Source organism: Streptomyces sp. NPDC001351, assembly GCF_042896045.1.
Classification (GTDB): Bacteria; Actinomycetota; Actinomycetes; order Streptomycetales; family Streptomycetaceae; genus Streptomyces.
In genome coordinates this window covers 19,565-35,394 of the sequence record NZ_JBIAWS010000021.1, presented here as the reverse complement: position 1 = coordinate 35,394, position 15,830 = coordinate 19,565, and the positions used below count along the sequence as shown (strand labels likewise).

Sequence of the window (15,830 nt, the reverse complement as noted above, 5' to 3'; positions counted from 1 at the left end):
CGGTAACCCCTGGTTACGCAGTCGTCGGCCCGGCGGGCAGTTGCCCGCCGGGCCGTGTCCTTTGTGGATTCAGGGCCCGCAGGTCCCCGACTCGGCCGCGCACTGCCACCCCGAGAACCCGTCCCCGGGATGGTCGACGGCATGGTTGAACTGGATGAACCCGTAGACCACGACGACGGTGAACGCGACGGCGGCCAGCGCCGCCAGCCACATCGCGACCCGCAGTACGCCTCGCGGTACCGTCCGTCCACGGCTCGGCTTCCCGTCCCGCGGTGGACGCGGCCCGGTGTTGCGCGGGGTGTGTCGGCCGGTCGTCATGCGCAGGACGTTATTTCGTCGGAGGTGCCGACCACGTCGAAGTCACGCCCCAGGCCGACGGTGTTGAGGTGCGCGATGTCGGCCTGCTCCAGGTTCATGCTGGCCGGGCCCCAGCCACCGGTGGCGTTGGCGCGGTGCTCGCTGGGGACGCCCCAGTCGTAGCGCTTCTGGACCTCGACCCGGTAGGTGACCTCGCCGTCGTGGACGTAACCGGTCAACCGGTACTGGAAGTGGTTGAGCGCGTAGTACCACTCCGAACTGCTGTCGCCGTCCGCGGGGTTGGGGGCGGTGGACTTCCACTCGGTGGTGAATGGGCCGTCCGGGCGGCCGTGGACGTCCCCCCGCAGGGTCTCGTCGACGTCCGACTGGAAGGCCGCGATCTGGTCCATCATGGTCTGCGGCTCGACCTCCACCGTCTTGCCGCTGCCGTCCAGGTAGTGCTGGACCAGCCCGGCCGCCGTGGGCCAGTCCTTGACCGTGGCGAAGTACGCGGCGACGTTGTTCAGCTGGTTGCGGACCTTGTAGTCCTTGTCGTCCGGCCTGTCGATGTTGAACTTCCGGTTCTCGCTCTCGAAGTTGTGGGCCGTGCCGAAGACCACCTTCAGGCTCTTGGTGAGCCACGCGTCTTCTTCGGCCGCCTTGTCGAGGACCTGGTTCAGGCGTTCCTGGAGGCCGTCGGCGGTGCGCTGGTGCTGTTCATAGTTGTCGTGCACCTCGGGGTCGTCGGGGTTGTCGACGACGCACATCTCGATCCGGCCGTCCGTGCTGATCGTCATGCCGTTCTCCAGCGCGTCCTGCTGGATCTCCCGGGCCCTGCGCTGCAGCTCCTCCAGGCCCTTGGTCCCGCCGGTGCCCTTCGCGCCGTCGGCCTCCTGGTCGAGGAAGTCGCGCAACCCCCTGACCTCCTGGTCCAGTGCGTCGATGTCCATCTGCACGCGGTCGCAGTAGGCCTGTGCGCGCTCGCCCGCCTCGCCCTGCCAGTGGTCCTGGTGCAGCTTCTGGACCACGCCGTCGTGGAACTCCGTACGGGCGTCCTTGATCTTGCGGTGGATGGTGTTCCAGCCGTCGGCGAACGTCTCCAGCGCGTGGACGTCCAGCTCGATGAGCTGGTGGAAGGTGACCATGGTGCTGCTGCTCCCTCCGGCTCAGCGGGACGGGTTCGGTGTGTGCGGGTCGGCGAACTGCGAGGCGGTCGACACCTCGTTGCCGTCGTACGCGTCCGCGCTGTCGCGGAAGTTCCGCGCGGCCGTGTCCAGGCGGTCCGTGACGACCTTGAGCAGGTCCTCCCAGCGGTGCTGCATGTCGTCGATGCTGCCGACGAACGACCAGCCGGGCGCCGCCTTCGCCAGATCGCGGAAGGAGTCCTCGGCCGGGCCGCCCGTCCTGCGGAGCAATCCGGAGGTGGTTTCGCAGTCGTCGGCCCTGGCCCGCAGGAACGACGAGCTGACTCCTACGTCCGGGTCGCCGCCCCAGACCGGCGGCGCGGGCGGCGGAGGCGTGGGCGGAGGGCCCGGTGAGGGCGACGGCTCGGGTTGCGCGATGGTGGTCAGGGCTGGTGCAGCGGTGGTCGCTGGTGCCGCGACCTGGGCATACGCTAACCGCGGATCGACTGCATGGCTCATCGCCGTCTCCTCCAGAGCCGGTTGCCGGCTCTCACCCCGTACAGAAGGAACGTTCTTGATCAGCGTAGGGCAGCCGTCACTTGATGTGCCACCGTCATCTCTCTGCGCCCCCCTCGGCCGGCCCCTCCGTCACGTGAAGAACACCACCAACAAGCTGATCACGAGCCCGAGTACGCCCACCGCGGCCGTCACCAGGGTGGTGCGGAACAGGCGCCGGCTCTCGCCCTGGCCGTAGGGGAAGCCGGTGACGGCGCAGAAGAGGCCGACGGCCAGGGCGATCAGGGCGCCGAACCCCCAGGCGCAGCCGACGGCGATGGCGCGGGTCCAGCCGTGGTCCTGCATGTACGAGGTGTCGCTCGTCCGGCGGGCCTCGATGACGTGGCCGCGGGTGTACAGGGCGTCGCTCTTGAGCTCGGCGTTGAGGTCCTTGACGGTGCCGTCGGTGGACGTGAAGGTGCCGTAGCACCATCTGGTCCTGGTCTTCTTCCGTGAGCCCGAACTGCTCGACGAGCTCCGGTACTTGTACTCGACGGTGCAGGTCTGGACGGTGAGCTTGCCCGGGGTGGACGTGGCGTAGGTGTAGGGGCCGAGGTAGGCGCCGAGGGCCAGGGCGACGAGTCCTGCGAGGATGAGGCCCGCGCCGACGAGGCGGCCGAGGCCCGTCCGGTCTCCTGGTGCGGCGGCGTTCGTCGCGGCGTTCCCGTGTACTTGTGTCATGGCGGTTCCTCAGAGGGATACGGGCGGGCGTTACAGGGCGAGCGCGCAGACGAGTGCCGCCAGGGCGCCCAGGGCGAATACGCCGCCCAGGACGGGACCGGTCACGCGGGTGGCCGGCAGGCGCTGCCAGGAGTCCGAGAGGGCGGGGCCGTTGCGGGCGCCGAAACCGGTGAGGAGGCAGAAGATGCCGAAAGCCACCAGGGAGAGACACAACGCGAGAATTGCGGCGTCTTTTCCTGGGGCCCGGTCCTCGGGAAGTTCGAAGGTGTCGTCCGCCTGTACGACGGGGATTTTCGCGCCGGCCTCGAAACGCGCGGACGTTTTCACCACGACGTCCTGGTAACTGGCCTTTCCGCCCTGCGCGGCCCAGTTTCCGGTGCAGCTGAACTCGAGCTGTGTCGTACGCCTGTGCGTGCCGTAGTGGGTCCGCGTGTGTGTTTCGCATGAAGAAACCGTGAGGGTTCCCTCGGTGCCGTCACCGGCAAGTTCGCTGCGCAGTTCCGGAATGGTCACCACGGCGACCGCCACGGCCATGAGGAGCAGCCCCAGGCCGACGAGTCTTCCCACCCACAGGCTGCCTGTACTGCCGTAACGCGGCTGTGTTGTCACCACTGTTGGTCGTCCCCCTGAGAAGCTTTACGGTCTTGACCGACGTCTTGACCGACGGTTTGCCGGGTCGTGCGCAAGGAGTCTAAGGTATCCGCCTGTCGTCCTATATGAATGCGCCAAGCGGTACGGGGGAGAGTTATGGCGTTCGACGCCTTTGATGTGGACACCGGCGTACTCCGCGAGCAGGGAGTGAACTTCGCCGAACTCGGAGGCGATTTCACGAAGGCCTCCAAGCGGCTCCAGGACACCCTTGAAGGGCTTGGGGAACCGTGGGCGGACGCGGATTTCGGGGAGATCTTCGGACAGGTCTACACGCCGGTTCGTGACGGAATCTTCACATCGATGGACAGCCTGGGGAAGCGGCTGGAGAAGATCGGGCACAACCTGCAGGACATGGCGCATAACTACGACGAATCGGAATCGTCGAACTATGTGTTGATGGACGGGATTTCGGGTCGGCTCTAATTAAATATCGGGGATACTGGCATGTCGCTCACACTGCCCAGCGAGCTTGTCTGGGTGCTCGATCTCCTCGGCTACAGCTGGCCCGAGGCCGACGAACAGGCACTGCACGATGTCGCCGAGGCCTGGCGGGCCTTCGGCAAGGATCTCGAAACGATCCAGACGGCGGGCGACGGATTCGCCCGCACCGTCCTGGCGAGCAACGCCGGTACGGCCGTCGACGAATTCACCAAGGGCTGGGGCGCCTACACCGGCGCGGGCGGCCAGGACAGCTACATCCCGGACGCGAAGACCGCGTGCGAGGTGATCGCCCTCGCCTTCGACGCGGCCGCGATCGCCGTCCTCACGGCGAAGCTGGCCGTGATCGCGCAGCTCATCGCCCTGGCCGTGGAGATCATCGCGGCGCAGGCCGCGGCCCCCTTCACCTTCGGGCTGTCCGAGGTCGGCGCGCTGGGTGCGACCCAGGCCGCGCGGGTGATCGTCCGGGAGCTGCTCAACAAGCTCAGGGCGGAGGTCATGCAGGCGATCACCAAGGCCATGGAGCACGCCACCATGGACGCCCTGAAGAAGATCGCCAAGGAGCAGCTCGAGAAGATCACCAAGGAGAAGGTCAAGCAGTTCGCCAAGGACAAGATCAAGGAAGAGGCGAAGCAGTTCGTCCAGGAGAAGGTGGTGGACGCGGCCAAGGAGAAGGCCAAGGAAGCCGCCGTCGGAATGGCGCAGAACATCGCCCAGCAGAGCATCGAGACCCACTTCGACGAGCGGTCCGGCATCGACCTCGGGGAGACCACGGACGTCGCCGAGAAGGCGGGCGGCGAATACCTGGACGGCCTCAAGAACGAGGTGACGGGCGGCGAGGGATCGACCATCGCGGGCTACACGGACGTGCAGGGGCACGTGGACAACGCCGTGGACCAGGCGACGGAGAAGGTCACCGGGGCGGTCGGGACCCGCGTACAGCACGGGGTCGACGCGCTGTCCGGACACGGTGGCAACGCCGCGGAGTCGTCCGACGGGGCCGCGGACAGCTCCTCCGAGGCGGGCTCGGGCTCCTCCCCCGCCACGCAGGCGTCCTCCCACAGGACCGCGGCATCCGCCTCGACGGTGCGCTCCGGCTCTGCGCACGCCTCCGGGGGCGCACAGGACTGGGCTCGAAGCGAGTTCGGGTGACGCCGCTCACCGGTGGCGAACGACAAAACACGACAGGAAGGACGGCCGGACCCATGACCGCGGACCGGGAGATCCAGGACGAGGAACTCATGGGGATCGCCCAGGACCCCGAACAGGCCCTGCGGCTGCGCCGCTCCCTGCGCACCATCGCCGGCGCGACCTCGCTCGACCCGGCCCTGCGCGAGATGGCGGGTGAGGTGCTGAGCGGACGCGTCGACGTCAAGGACGCCTTCCAGGACCCCCGTTACACCGAGGCCGTGTACCAGCGGCTCCACGAGATGCGTCGGGCGGCCGACGACCAGACGTATGCCGAACGCCAGCAGTCCAAGGGGCAGTTCGCGGACTGGGACGCACGGCAGCAGGCCGAACTCGACCGCGAACGTGCCGAGCGGGACGCGCCCGTGCACGGTTCCGTCAGGGGAGAGCGGTCGGGTCGGCGCTGAGGCGGGGGCGGGGCGGCGTGGCGTGCGCGTGGGTGCTCATCAGAACCGGTTCAGGCCATGCTGCGCAGTGCCACCAGCACCGCAAAGCTCCCCAGAGCGCAGGCGAAGGAGAGTGCCAGGTGCTTGCCGCTGCGGCTGCGGTCGCTGCGCAGGGCCTGCCAGAAGCCGGTGGCGGCGACGACAGCCAGGGGGCCGCTCAGCACCCGTATGGCGACGTTGAGGTCCGGCAGGGCAGCCGCCAACGCGGCGCTGATCGTCGCCATGACGTTGAGGTAGTCGGCGAGCAGGGCCGCACTGCGCCAGATGCGATGCGAGTCTGCCGTTGCTCCCGGCTGTCGTCACCCATGTCGTTCATCAGCATGGGCGGCAGGCCATGCGATGCGCAGCGGCCGAACGCGGCCGTGGCTGCACCGGCCCCGGGCCTCCGGCACAGCAGTTGACACGTCACGCCGGACGGCGACTCTTGCCGACGAGGTACGCGACGCCCCAGGCGGCGCCTGCGGCGAGGACGAGGCTGAGCAGGGAGAACCAGTCGACTCCACCGGTGGCATCGCTGTGCCACCAGGCCTTGGCCGGGAGGAACGGGTTGTACTCCAGCATGTCCCTGAGTGCCATGAGTCCCTGTTCCTTGGCGATGACGAGCGGGAGGGCGTTGGTGTCGCCGAAGAAGGCGCCGAGCGCGGCGATGACGGCTCCGCCGATCCGGGCACCGTTGCTGCCGCGCCCCACCTTGCCGACCAGTGCGCCGACAATCGCGCCATTGAGAAGTGCATGGCCCAAGGAGAGGGCGTTGGCCACGGCGGTGGACGTGATGTCCTTGTAGGTCGCCAGGATGAGGCCGGTGTAGAGCGCCGACACGACGAAGGAGACCAACAACCCGAGGAACACCGCGCCGACGGCATTACCGCCCGCGTTCGGCCGCTGCCCGAAGGGCGGCGCCTGGAACGGCGGTGTCGGCTGCATCGGGTACATCGGCGGCTGCCCCTGAGGGACGGGCTGCGGTCCGGCGTACATCGGGGGCTGCCCGGGCGGAGGAGCCGGCGGCCCGAACCCCGGCTGCTGCTGCGGAGGGACGGGCTGGGCGTAGGGGTTCGGGTGGTTCTGAGGTGGCTGAGGTGGCTGCGGCGGCTGCGGCGGCGGCTGGAAGGGCGGCTGGCTCATGGTTCCCCGTGGACTCAATGGAGTTGACTGGCAGAAGCAGCAAGTTATCAGTGAGATCAGGAGGGGGACGGTGGAGCAGGAGCGGGCTGCGTGAAGGGTGTTGTCTTGTTCGGGAAGCCTCGATGCGGCTCTCAGACGGACGACGTGCGTCCGCGATGCTGTCCGGTGATCCGCAGAGCCTTCGCCGCGCGCTCCGTCGCGACGACGAGGATGCCGTCGGGGGAGAGGTCGGCCGCGGTGATGGGTGTGCCGGAGACCAGCGTGGCCATGATGTCCTCCGTCGCCCGGTCCCAGACCCGGAGGTAGTCGGCGCCCCGGCTCAGAACCAGCGGAGCGGCGGCCCGCGCCTCCTCGGAGAGGGTCAGGACCTGTGCGGGGTCGGTCTCGCCCGGATCGTCCGGGTCTACGAGGCCGTGGATGAGCGTGCCCGTCGGGGCGGCGAGCACGGCGACGGGAGCGTCCGGTCCTTCCGGGCGGGGCAGACGGCCGACGCTCACCGCACTGATGCCGGGCGCGGACAGGCTCCACAGGGTCTGCCAGGGCAGGTCGAGGCCGAGCCGCCCGTGGATGGCGTCGGCGTACTCGGGCAGGCCGTCCTCGACGAACGCCGTCTCCAGCAGGGCGGCACGCTGGAGCGCAGGCACCTGGGTACGGGTGAGCAGGGCCGCCGTACGCAGATACGTCCGGGCCGGTGCACCCAGTTCCTCGGCCGGTACCGCCTCGACGGCGGCCCGCAGCGGCACCGGAGCGGCGTGGACGAACAGCCCGGGGTCCGTGAGGAGTTGGGGCAGCAGGCCCGCCTCCAGGGTGTGGCCCGCGATGTGGTCCCGTACATACGGGTCGGCCCTGCTCCAGTCCTGGTCCGGCACGGCCTCCAGCAGCGCCATCGCGATCTGTGTCTGGGCGGCACGGACGTTCGGCAGGCCGGCGCGGATCTCGTCTCCGATGGCCGGATGCAGCAGCCGCAGCAGCGTACGCGCGCTGCCGTTCCCGTCCGGCCGATGCGACTCGACGAACGGTCCTGCGAGCGCATCGCTGTCCGCGAGGGGGCCGCTCATGTCCTTGCCCGCAAGGGCGTTGACGAGCCGTGTCCAGAGGGCGACGGGTAGACCGTCGCCCTCCGCGAGGGCCAGCGGCGTCAGGAGCTGACGCAGGGTCCGCGGGTCCGCTCCGAGGCGGCGGGCGTGCAGGTCAAGTGCCTCGCCGACCGACGAGGGCAGGAGAGTTTCGTCGTACGGGGCGGCCGAGCGCGGACTCGTCAGGAGGCTCCGGACGGCGAGCTGCACGGTGAGGGGGCTCGTTCCGGCCCGGCGTCCGATCGCCTCGGCCAGGGTCCGCCTCGCCGCAGCATCCGAGGCGAAGGGCGGCTCCGGGGCGCCGGACTCCGGTCTGAGCAGCGCGTACGCCTGCAGCACCAGACCGCGCGGGTCGGCCCACTGCGGGTCGTCGAGATCGATGATCTGCACCGTGCCGGGCGGGAGTTCACCTCCGAGCTCGGTGACGAGCTCGCGCGGTACGTCCGCGAGCAGCCGCACGTTCGCGGTGGCGGCGAGCGGCCTCAGCACCTCCCGTACGACGCGGGCCGGCTCGCCCGTCGTACGCACCGGACCCGCCCGGTCGACATCGGGCACAACCACGGTCTCGGTCCGGCCGAGGGCGCCGAGCGCGGCGTAGACCTCTTCGAGGCGGCCGGCCCGGAGGCCGTAGTGGTCCGCGATGAGCCAGCCGAGCTGCGCCGCGGTCAGCCCTGCCGCGCTCGGCACGGCCGGGGCGGGGAGGTCGGGCGGCACGGTCGACGGGTCGAGGTCCGCCAGCGGCAGCCGCCCGCGGAACTCCGGGTCGCACAGCATCAGGAAGCCGGTCAGCAGGTGCGAACGCCCGCTGCCCGGGCTGCCGGTGAGGATGATCACCCGGGGTGCATCCGGCCGGTCCGACCGCCAGGCGGCGAGCGCACGCAGTACGGCGGTGCGTCCGCCCAGGTAGGGATGGGGTGCGTAGCCGTTGGTCGGGGCGGTCATCGGTGGGGGACCTCGCGGGTGCCGGAGTGGTGGACGAAAGGCTAGGAGTTGCGACCGAGGTTCTGCCGGTACAGCGCGATCGCCTGCTCGGTCGGGAAGTTGGGGACGGTCACGCTCTCGCCGGTCTCCTTCGAGACCACGATCTTGGCTCCGCCGGGCGGGGCGGGCCGGGGCCGGCCGGCCGCGTCGGTGGTGGGCGGGAACACCGCGTACACGAGGTAGCCGATGTCGAACTCGTGGACCCGCAGCTCGGCGGGGGTGCCGTCGGGCAGCTTGGGATCGGCGTAACGCGCGCGGACGATCTCGAGGGCCTGGTCCGGGGTGGTGGGCGGGGTCTGTGGTGCCGGGGGCGGGGTGTCCGAGGTCATGGCTTCCTTCGTCTGTCGCCTGGGGGCGGGGGCGGCTGCGATCAGGTGGGGAACTCGTTGACCCAGGCACCTTCGAGGAGATGTTTCGGCAGGTACTCGGACTCGACGGTGATGGTGAAGCCGGTCTGGACGGCGAGGCTGGACACGGCCAGCGGGCCCAGGGCCACCAGGCCCTCGGTGGTCAGTGCCCGGTCCTCGTCGCGGGTCCAGTACTCCTTGTGCCACTCCACGGCCTTGGCCAGCTCGGCGTTGAACCTCTCCTGGTCACCGCGCACCAGCTGGGTCAGGAGGTTCATCGGCGGATACATGATCTGCAGTACGCCGTCGCGCGGCGCGTGCCGTAGTGCGGCGGGATCCGTTTTTTCCACCGCGGCCACCAGTTTGTCGCCGAACTCCGGGCGCTTGAGCCAATAGGCCTGGAGCGCTTCCACCCAGTCGTAGACGTACTCGTCGAGAACCCCGTCGGCCTGCCGAAGACGCGAGACGGGGAACTGGCACAGCTCGGTCATCCGCTTCTTCTCACGGCAGACACAGGCAAGCCAGAAGGCATTGAGCCAGTTGCCGGCGTGAGCGCGGGGCAGGGCGCCGGCGCGGACGGTCCGCATCTCGTGACCGATGCGGTACTCGAAGGTGGTGCCGGCCGGGGCCTGCGCCGACACGAAGAGGGCGGAGCCGACCTGCATGGCGGTGACGCAGGCCTCCCAGGTCTCGAGCTTGTCGGACTCCGGGTCCAGGACGCAGTGCCGGCCGAGCAGCCCGATGGCGTCTGCCAGAACGTTCGAGAACCACGAGGGCTGGTTCTGCAGTCCGTCGACGTCCTCCCAGAAGTCGTCGGTGAGAGTCGGGAGGATCCTCGCCATGTTTCGCGTCGGGAAATCATGTCGCGGAATCTGCATCGCGTGCCTTCTCTTCTTCCGTTCTGATGTCGAACTGCTTCATCTCGTAACCCTGGTGCTCGCCCCCGGAGGAGTGGCCCTTGACGAGTATGTACTTCACCCGCGACGGGTCCGCTTCCAGCGCCTTCCTGAGGTCGCGTGCCAGTTGCCGCTCCGCTCTGGCGGCATCCAAATCGGCGTCGGTCTGGGCCGTGTCCAGGTTCCGGCGTGCGCGCGCATCCATCTCGTGCAGGATCGTCTCAAAGTACGCGCGAGTGCCCTGCCGGACCCTCGGCACACCGGGACCCGGAGCGTTCTGGCTGTCCTGGCCGTCGTCGTTCCGCGCGCCGTCGCCTTGGTCCTGGCCCGGATCGTCCGGTGAAACGGACTGGTCGGAGCCGGTCTCCGGCGCGAGCCCCCGCCGTTCGCCGAGATCGGCGGTCAGGGAGCCCTTGGCCTCCACGACGACGAAGTGGGGCGGGTCGGTGTTCGGGTCCCGGTAGATCTGGTCGAACCGGTTGTTTCCCATGGCCCGGTCGTCGACGCGGTCGTAGTCCGGGAAGTGCCGGGGCATCACGTGGTGCTCGGCGACGGCCTCGCCATACTCCTCACTGGCCCGCGTCATCTTCCCGTGCAGAGGACTGTGCCTCGCGTCGGCTTCCTCGAATTTCTTCAGGTTCTCCGGGGTCTTGTTCGCCTCGTAGGCGTCCTTGGCCGCCTTGCGGTCCTTGTGCGGCTGGTTGTCGGCGTCGATCGCATCCTGACGTTCCTTGGCGGCCCGGTCGAGCCGCTTCAGGTTGTCGTCGGAGATCTCCGTGTGCCGCTCACCCGAATCCGCGCCCCCGTCGATGTACGACTCCGGATCGGCTTCCGGTGCGTCCTTGGCCAGCATCCAGGGAGCGTTCGGATCGTTCGTGGGATGCAACTGCGGGACGGGACGGCCGTCCTCGGCGGGTGCGGTCACGCTCCGGCGGTAGCCGCTCCTCGGGTGGTAGTACTTCTCGAACCAGTCCCTGTCCTTCGGGTCGTTCGAATTGGCCCGCGCGAGCATGTCCAGATCACGCTGCCTGCGCTGGTCCGGGTCGCCCGAACCGTCGCCTGCGGGCTCCGCCGGACCGGACGGGTGTTCCGGGTGCGCGGGCCTGGACGGCTGCGCCGACTGCTCGGCGGCGATGCCGCCGTACAGCGGCTTCTTCCCGTTGACGGAATCCTTGACGTAGTGGGCCGCATCGGCGCTCCTGCCGTCCGGCGGGCTCTCGCGCGGGGGAACCACGGAGTCCTTGGTCATGTTGCCGGGGCGGTCGCGGTGGTCGCGGTGGTCGCGGTGGTCGCGGTGGTCGTCGGCAGGGGACTGGTCCGGGCCCTCGGGACGAGTGTGGTCCGAGCTGTCGGGCCGGCCCGCGTCCGGTGCCGCCGGCCGCGGGTCTTCGGCGTGATCGGGGTGTTCCCGGTCCGGTATCGGCTCGTTGTCCCGGCGCCGTCCGTCGGACCGCTCGTCGGTCTCCGGGCTTTTCCGTGGCGGGGTATTCGTCTGCGGGTCCGAGGTGCGCGGGTCCTGGACGCGTGGATCGGACGTACGGGGATCGGACGTACGGGGATCGGACGTACGGGGATCGGACGCGCGGGGATCGGACGCGCGGGGATCGTGCGCGCGGGGATCCGGGCTGTGAGGGTCGGACGCCCGCGGGTCCTGGGCACGGGGATCCGAGGTGCGCGGGTCGGTGGTGCGCGGGTCGGTGCTACGCGGGTCCGAAGGCGCGGTGGTCCGGTGAGGTGTGTGCCGGTCCGTGGTGGGGTCGTTCGGGGTGGCCGGATCGGTTCGGGCGGGGGTGGTGGTCTTGTCCGGCGAGCCGTTGTCGGTGGCGTCGGACGTGGTGTGCGCGGGTGGCCGCTGCTCCTCAGCGGTGTCGGGCCGGGACGAAGCTTCGGTCGTCGCGGTCGGCTGCTCTTCGTCCTTGCGGGGAGTGTGGTCCCGCTCGTCGGTATGCGCCGCCTCGCTCGGGTGCGCCTGCTGGTCCGGGGTGCTCGGTGTCTCGCTCCGGGGGCGGCCGTGCTCGTCGCCGGGCTCGGTGTTCGTCGGGTCCGGCGACGAGGTGTTCGGGTCGGCCGTCGACGGCTGGGCGGGGTCGGCGTCGGCCGAGGAGGCCTGGTCCGCCGCCGCGGGGGCGTCGGTTCCCGTGTCGGTGTCGTCGTCCTGCTTCGGAGGGTCGGCCGTGACCTCGTTCTGCGGGTCCTGGCCGTTTTCCGGCTGCCCGTTGTTCTGGGCGGCGCTGTCCGGCTGGGAGCCGTCGCCGTTCTCGTTCTGCGACTCGCCGCTCTGGCTCTCCGAGCCGTTCGTCTGCGGCTGGCTGGTGTCGATCGGGTTGCGGTCGGCGTCCAGCGGGATGTGCCACACGTGCGCCGCCTGATCGATGTGCAGGGGCTGGCTGCTGACCTGGCCGCTCTGGGTGTCGACCCAGACGATGTTGCCGTTGTGGTTGACCACGTTGAAGGCGTGGCCGCCTCCGCCGGGCCAGTCGACCTGGACGATGGCTGCCGAGCCGGGACCGGCCTGCTGGAGGGTGTCGGCGATGTTGCTGGCGGTGTTGGGGTCGCCGCCGGGACCGGCGTAGGTGTGGGCGGCGCCGGTCCAGCGGATCTGGTTGTCGTTCGCGTTGTCCTCGGGCGACCAGTGGTCCGGCTTGCCGTTCGCGTCGGTGTCGAGGGTGCGCGGCGCCGAGACCTGCGGGTTTCCGTACCAGGTCTCCAGGAACGAACGGGAGCAGTCGGCGCAGTTGTTGCTGCGGCCGGGGACGTGGACGCCGCCGTCGTTCTGGAGCTGGGACCAGTTGCCCTCGAAGGGGTCGGGGAAGCGCTGCGGGGTGCCGTCCTCGTTGCGCGGGACGGCGTTGTCCAGCGCCTGCTGGTCGGCGGGGTCGGGATCGGTCAGGCCGCCCGGGTAGTGGTCCAGGTCGGAACGGATGTCCTGGAGGCTGTCCTGCTGCGGGTGCTGCTGGTGGTTCGGGTTTCCCGGGGTTGCCTGCGGAGAACCCGGCGCCTGCGGCGAGGCGGAGCCCGTCGCGTGCGACGGCGAGGCGGCGGTACCCGGGGTCCGGATGACGGTGTGGACCGGGACCGGGGTCACTTGCTGCTGGTGCTGTTGTTGCTGCGGGTTGCCGGGCGGGGTGTTCTGCGCCGGTGCGTTGGACTGCGCGGCCGGCTGCTGCGGACCGTTGGGCGAGCCGCCCGACGGCTCCTGGGGCGGTCTGCCGGGAGGAGTGGTGCCGGTGCTGCCGGGCGTGCCCTGCGCGGCGGGGCCGGGCTGGTTGGAGTTCGAGGAGTTGGGGGTACGGCTGCCCGACGCCGAGGGGTTCGAGCCCGTGCCGGAACCGGAGTCGGAGTTGGAGTGGGAACCGGATCCGGAACCCGTGCCGGTCGAGGTGGAGGGCGCCGTCGTGGAGGTGCCGGTGGACGTCGACGAGGTACTGGGGGACGGCGACGGTGATGAGCTCGGGTTCGAGGTGCTCGTGCCCGGCGTCTGCCCCGGGGTGTTGGTACGAGTGCTGCCGGTCGGGTCCGTGGTGCCACGGGGCACGGTGCCGTCGCCCGGTGACGTGCTGCGCGGAGTGGTGCCGTCGCCCGGGGTGCTGCCCCGAGGCGTGGCGCCGTCCCCCGGCCTCGTACCGGGCGTCTGGCGGGGCGTCGTACCGTCACCGGGGTTGTTGCGGGACGTGGTGCCGTCGCCCGGCCTCGTACCGTCACCCGGCGTCGTACTCCCGGGCGGCGTGCGCTGGCCCGGTATCCGCCCGTCCGGTGTGCCGGAGGTACGACCGTCCGGGGTGCCGGACGCACGCCCGTCCCCGGCACCCGGGACTCCGGCACTCGCCGTGCCGGAGAGGCGGCCGTTCCCCGGGCCCGAAAGCCCGACCCCCGCCGTGCCGGCCACCCGGCCGTCCGCCGAAGCCGTGGGCGTAGGCGTAGGCGTGGGCGTGGAGGCCGGAGCGCTCCGAGGCGCCGTGGACGGAGTGGGACTCGGCGTGGATGCGGGCCCCGACCCCGTGGGTGAGGCAGTGCCTGCCGAACTGCTCTTTGCCGTACCGGAGTTGGGCGCTGGGCTGCTCGGGCTCGACCCGGACGGGCCTGCGCCGCCGGACGACGACGTACCCCCGCCCTGATGCGCACCACCCGCAGCGCCCCCCACAGAAGGCGCCACGGGCGAGGCCGGCATGCCCGCCGGTCCACCGTCCGCACGGCCGCCACCGGCGCCCCCCGACGACGTATCGCCCGGCGAAGGCGCAGAAGTGGGCGCCGCGTTGGTGTGCGTGGGCGCGGTCGCGGCCAAGCTGTCGATCGACGTTCCGATCGAGCCGTGGCCGCCCGTCGGCGCCGACGTCCCCCCGGACGAAGCGGAGGCCGGCACGGTGTGCACCGACGGCGACGACAGACCGGACACGGAAGAGCCGCCGCCGGAGTGGGACGGGCCGCCGGTGGAAACCGGACCGTCGGACGACCCCCCGGTGTCGGGGCCACCGGAGTGCGCCCCGCCGGGCGACGGGTCGTCGAAGTCGGACAGGGTCGGACCCGAGTGGGAGAGTGTCGGGCCCGCGCCCTCGGGGCCGGTCCCTGAATCGGACCCGGACCCGGACCCGGCCCCGGAGTCCGATCCCGAGTCGGAGCCCGGGCCGGCACCCACCTCCAGCCCGCCGATGTTGTTGCCGCCGGTGTCGGCGGATATCCCGCCACCTATGTGCGAGCCCACATCGCTGCTCGAATGCGTCGACGTGGAGGAGCCCGCCACCGAGGAATCGGAGCCGTCGGAGCGCGAGCCGGAGTCGGAACCCGAACCGGAGCCGGAAGACGAGTCCGCATCCCCATCACTGCCGGAAGCATGTGAACTATCTGAACTGTCTGAACTGCCAGAGTTCTCCGGCGAGTTGGAGCCCTCGCCCTCCTCCCCGTGCCCGCCGTCGCTCCCCGGCGACCCATGCCCGTCGATCCGGCTGTCGATCGCATGGTGGGCCCGATGCCCCGCCTTCTCGCCCAGGCTGTCCCGCACACCCTCGGCAAGGGTCTGCGGGGTCTGCTTGATGGCGTCCCAGCCGGCGTTGGCGCCCTGCTTGGCGGTGGTGGCGAGGTCGTAGCCCTCCTGGGCGCCGAAGCCGACGTTCACCGTCTGGCGGATCAGGTCGGTGATGATCGCCTCGATCATCGAGATCGCGGGCTCCTTCATCGCCTCGACGATCGCCTCGAGCAGCGCGTCCTTGAGCTCCTTGAGGAGCCGGCGCACGATCAGCCGGGCGGCCTGGGTCGCGCCCAGCGCGCCGACCTCGGACAGACCGAAGGTGAAGGGCGCGGCGGCCTGGGCCGCGGCGATCTCGATGGCCAGAGCGATGAGTTGGGCGATGACCGCCCATTTCGCGAACTCGACGAGGTAGGCGCACGCCTCCAGTACGGTCGCGATGATGTACGCGGCCTGGGCGGCGTTCTGGAGGTACCCGCCACCGCCCCCGCCGTCGAACTTGGCGTACGTCTTGGTGAACGCGTCGATCGACTCACCGGCGTTGTGGGCCACCACCTGGCGGGCGCTGGTGTTCGCCTTGGTGTGCAGTTCGGTGACGTCGTCGCCGAACTTCCGCCACAGCTTGGCGCAGTCCTTCAGCTTGTCCTCGTCTGCCGTCGGCCAGTTGTAGCCGAGCATCTCGAGAACCCATTCGAGCTCGTTCGGCAGCATCATGGACACAGCAGAAAGTCCCCCCGTCAGATGACACGGCCGTACAACTCCCTCATCGGTCAAGGGAAGTCACACAGAAGTACAGCCGTTGGCAAAGCTTACGGAATCACTCGTGGACAACTTCAGAGGGCTGCTGTCACAAATCCATCGCAGGTCCTGTGCAGATCCTGACGGTGTGTTCGGCGCGTTTCAGGTAGTTGCCGGGCAGCTTGTGGGCCGTCTTGTACTCGGCCTCGGGGGAGCTGCAGTCGCCGATGTCCGGGTCGTGCGGCCGCCCGCATGACACCCGCCCGTGACGCGAGATACTGCCGGTGCCCGAGGACGTCCGAGAGACGACGCCGGCGAGAGAAGCGGAGC

At 70.1% G+C, this 15,830-nt stretch carries 14 protein-coding genes; 3 read left to right on the top strand and 11 right to left on the bottom strand.

Annotated elements, in window-relative coordinates; translation table 11 throughout:
- Positions 1-69: 69 nt before the first annotated feature.
- The 5 genes from ACFY1U_RS46100 to ACFY1U_RS46080 all read right to left on the bottom strand — a co-directional run bounded on the left by ACFY1U_RS46100 (position 70) and on the right by ACFY1U_RS46080 (position 3,224).
- Entirely contained in the window at positions 70-318 is a 249-nt protein-coding gene (locus ACFY1U_RS46100) for a hypothetical protein (RefSeq protein WP_390700071.1), read from the bottom strand.
- Complete coding sequence (locus ACFY1U_RS46095) at positions 315-1,442, bottom strand: hypothetical protein (RefSeq protein ID WP_390700070.1); 1,128 nt, start codon at positions 1,440-1,442, stop codon at positions 315-317. Before ACFY1U_RS46095 ends, ACFY1U_RS46100 begins: the two co-directional genes overlap by 4 nt.
- Before the next feature lie 21 nt (positions 1,443-1,463).
- Complete coding sequence (locus ACFY1U_RS46090; protein ID WP_390700069.1) at positions 1,464-1,940, bottom strand: hypothetical protein; 477 nt, start codon at positions 1,938-1,940, stop codon at positions 1,464-1,466.
- Positions 1,941-2,069: 129 nt separating this feature from the next.
- A complete protein-coding gene (locus ACFY1U_RS46085; RefSeq protein ID WP_390700068.1) occupies positions 2,070-2,657 on the bottom strand; it encodes a hypothetical protein in 588 nt (195 codons plus the stop codon).
- Positions 2,658-2,687: 30 nt separating this feature from the next.
- On the bottom strand, positions 2,688-3,224 hold the full coding sequence (locus ACFY1U_RS46080; protein ID WP_390700067.1) for a hypothetical protein: 537 nt from the start codon (positions 3,222-3,224) through the stop codon (positions 2,688-2,690).
- Between the two features lie 180 nt (positions 3,225-3,404).
- Between ACFY1U_RS46080 and ACFY1U_RS46075 the strand changes: the two genes are divergently transcribed.
- Genes ACFY1U_RS46075 through ACFY1U_RS46065 form a run of 3 tightly spaced genes read left to right on the top strand, consistent with a single transcriptional unit; the run spans position 3,405 to position 5,341 of the window.
- Positions 3,405-3,731 (top strand): hypothetical protein, encoded by a 327-nt coding sequence (locus ACFY1U_RS46075; RefSeq protein WP_390700066.1) that lies wholly within the window; start codon positions 3,405-3,407, stop codon positions 3,729-3,731.
- 21 nt (positions 3,732-3,752) lie between these two features.
- A complete protein-coding gene (locus tag ACFY1U_RS46070; RefSeq protein ID WP_390700065.1) occupies positions 3,753-4,898 on the top strand; it encodes a PE-PGRS family protein in 1,146 nt (381 codons plus the stop codon).
- A 53-nt stretch (positions 4,899-4,951) separates the two neighbouring features.
- Positions 4,952-5,341 carry a hypothetical protein gene (locus ACFY1U_RS46065; RefSeq protein WP_390700064.1) on the top strand — a complete coding sequence of 130 codons (390 nt, stop codon included), beginning with the start codon at positions 4,952-4,954 and terminating at the stop codon, positions 5,339-5,341.
- A gap of 50 nt (positions 5,342-5,391) precedes the next feature.
- On the opposite strand, the gene ACFY1U_RS46060 is transcribed toward ACFY1U_RS46065, so the two are convergent.
- From ACFY1U_RS46060 to ACFY1U_RS46035, 6 genes are all read right to left on the bottom strand, one after another.
- Positions 5,392-5,604: a hypothetical protein gene (locus ACFY1U_RS46060; protein WP_390700063.1), complete on the bottom strand. Its 213-nt coding sequence runs from the start codon at positions 5,602-5,604 to the stop codon at positions 5,392-5,394.
- 181 nt (positions 5,605-5,785) lie between these two features.
- On the bottom strand, positions 5,786-6,502 hold the full coding sequence (locus tag ACFY1U_RS46055; protein WP_390700062.1) for a hypothetical protein: 717 nt from the start codon (positions 6,500-6,502) through the stop codon (positions 5,786-5,788).
- 131 nt (positions 6,503-6,633) lie between these two features.
- Positions 6,634-8,520, bottom strand: coding sequence for an ATP-binding protein (locus ACFY1U_RS46050; protein WP_390700061.1), 1,887 nt, complete (start codon positions 8,518-8,520; stop codon positions 6,634-6,636).
- 41 nt (positions 8,521-8,561) lie between these two features.
- The gene (locus tag ACFY1U_RS46045; protein ID WP_344406158.1) at positions 8,562-8,888 is read right to left on the bottom strand and encodes a hypothetical protein; all 327 of its coding nucleotides are present in this window, start codon (positions 8,886-8,888) and stop codon (positions 8,562-8,564) included.
- A 41-nt stretch (positions 8,889-8,929) separates the two neighbouring features.
- Positions 8,930-9,748, bottom strand: coding sequence for an immunity 49 family protein (locus ACFY1U_RS46040; RefSeq protein ID WP_390700060.1), 819 nt, complete (start codon positions 9,746-9,748; stop codon positions 8,930-8,932).
- Between the two features lie 16 nt (positions 9,749-9,764).
- A complete protein-coding gene (locus ACFY1U_RS46035) occupies positions 9,765-15,476 on the bottom strand; it encodes a toxin glutamine deamidase domain-containing protein (protein WP_390700059.1) in 5,712 nt (1,903 codons plus the stop codon).
- Positions 15,477-15,830: the final 354 nt, after the last annotated feature.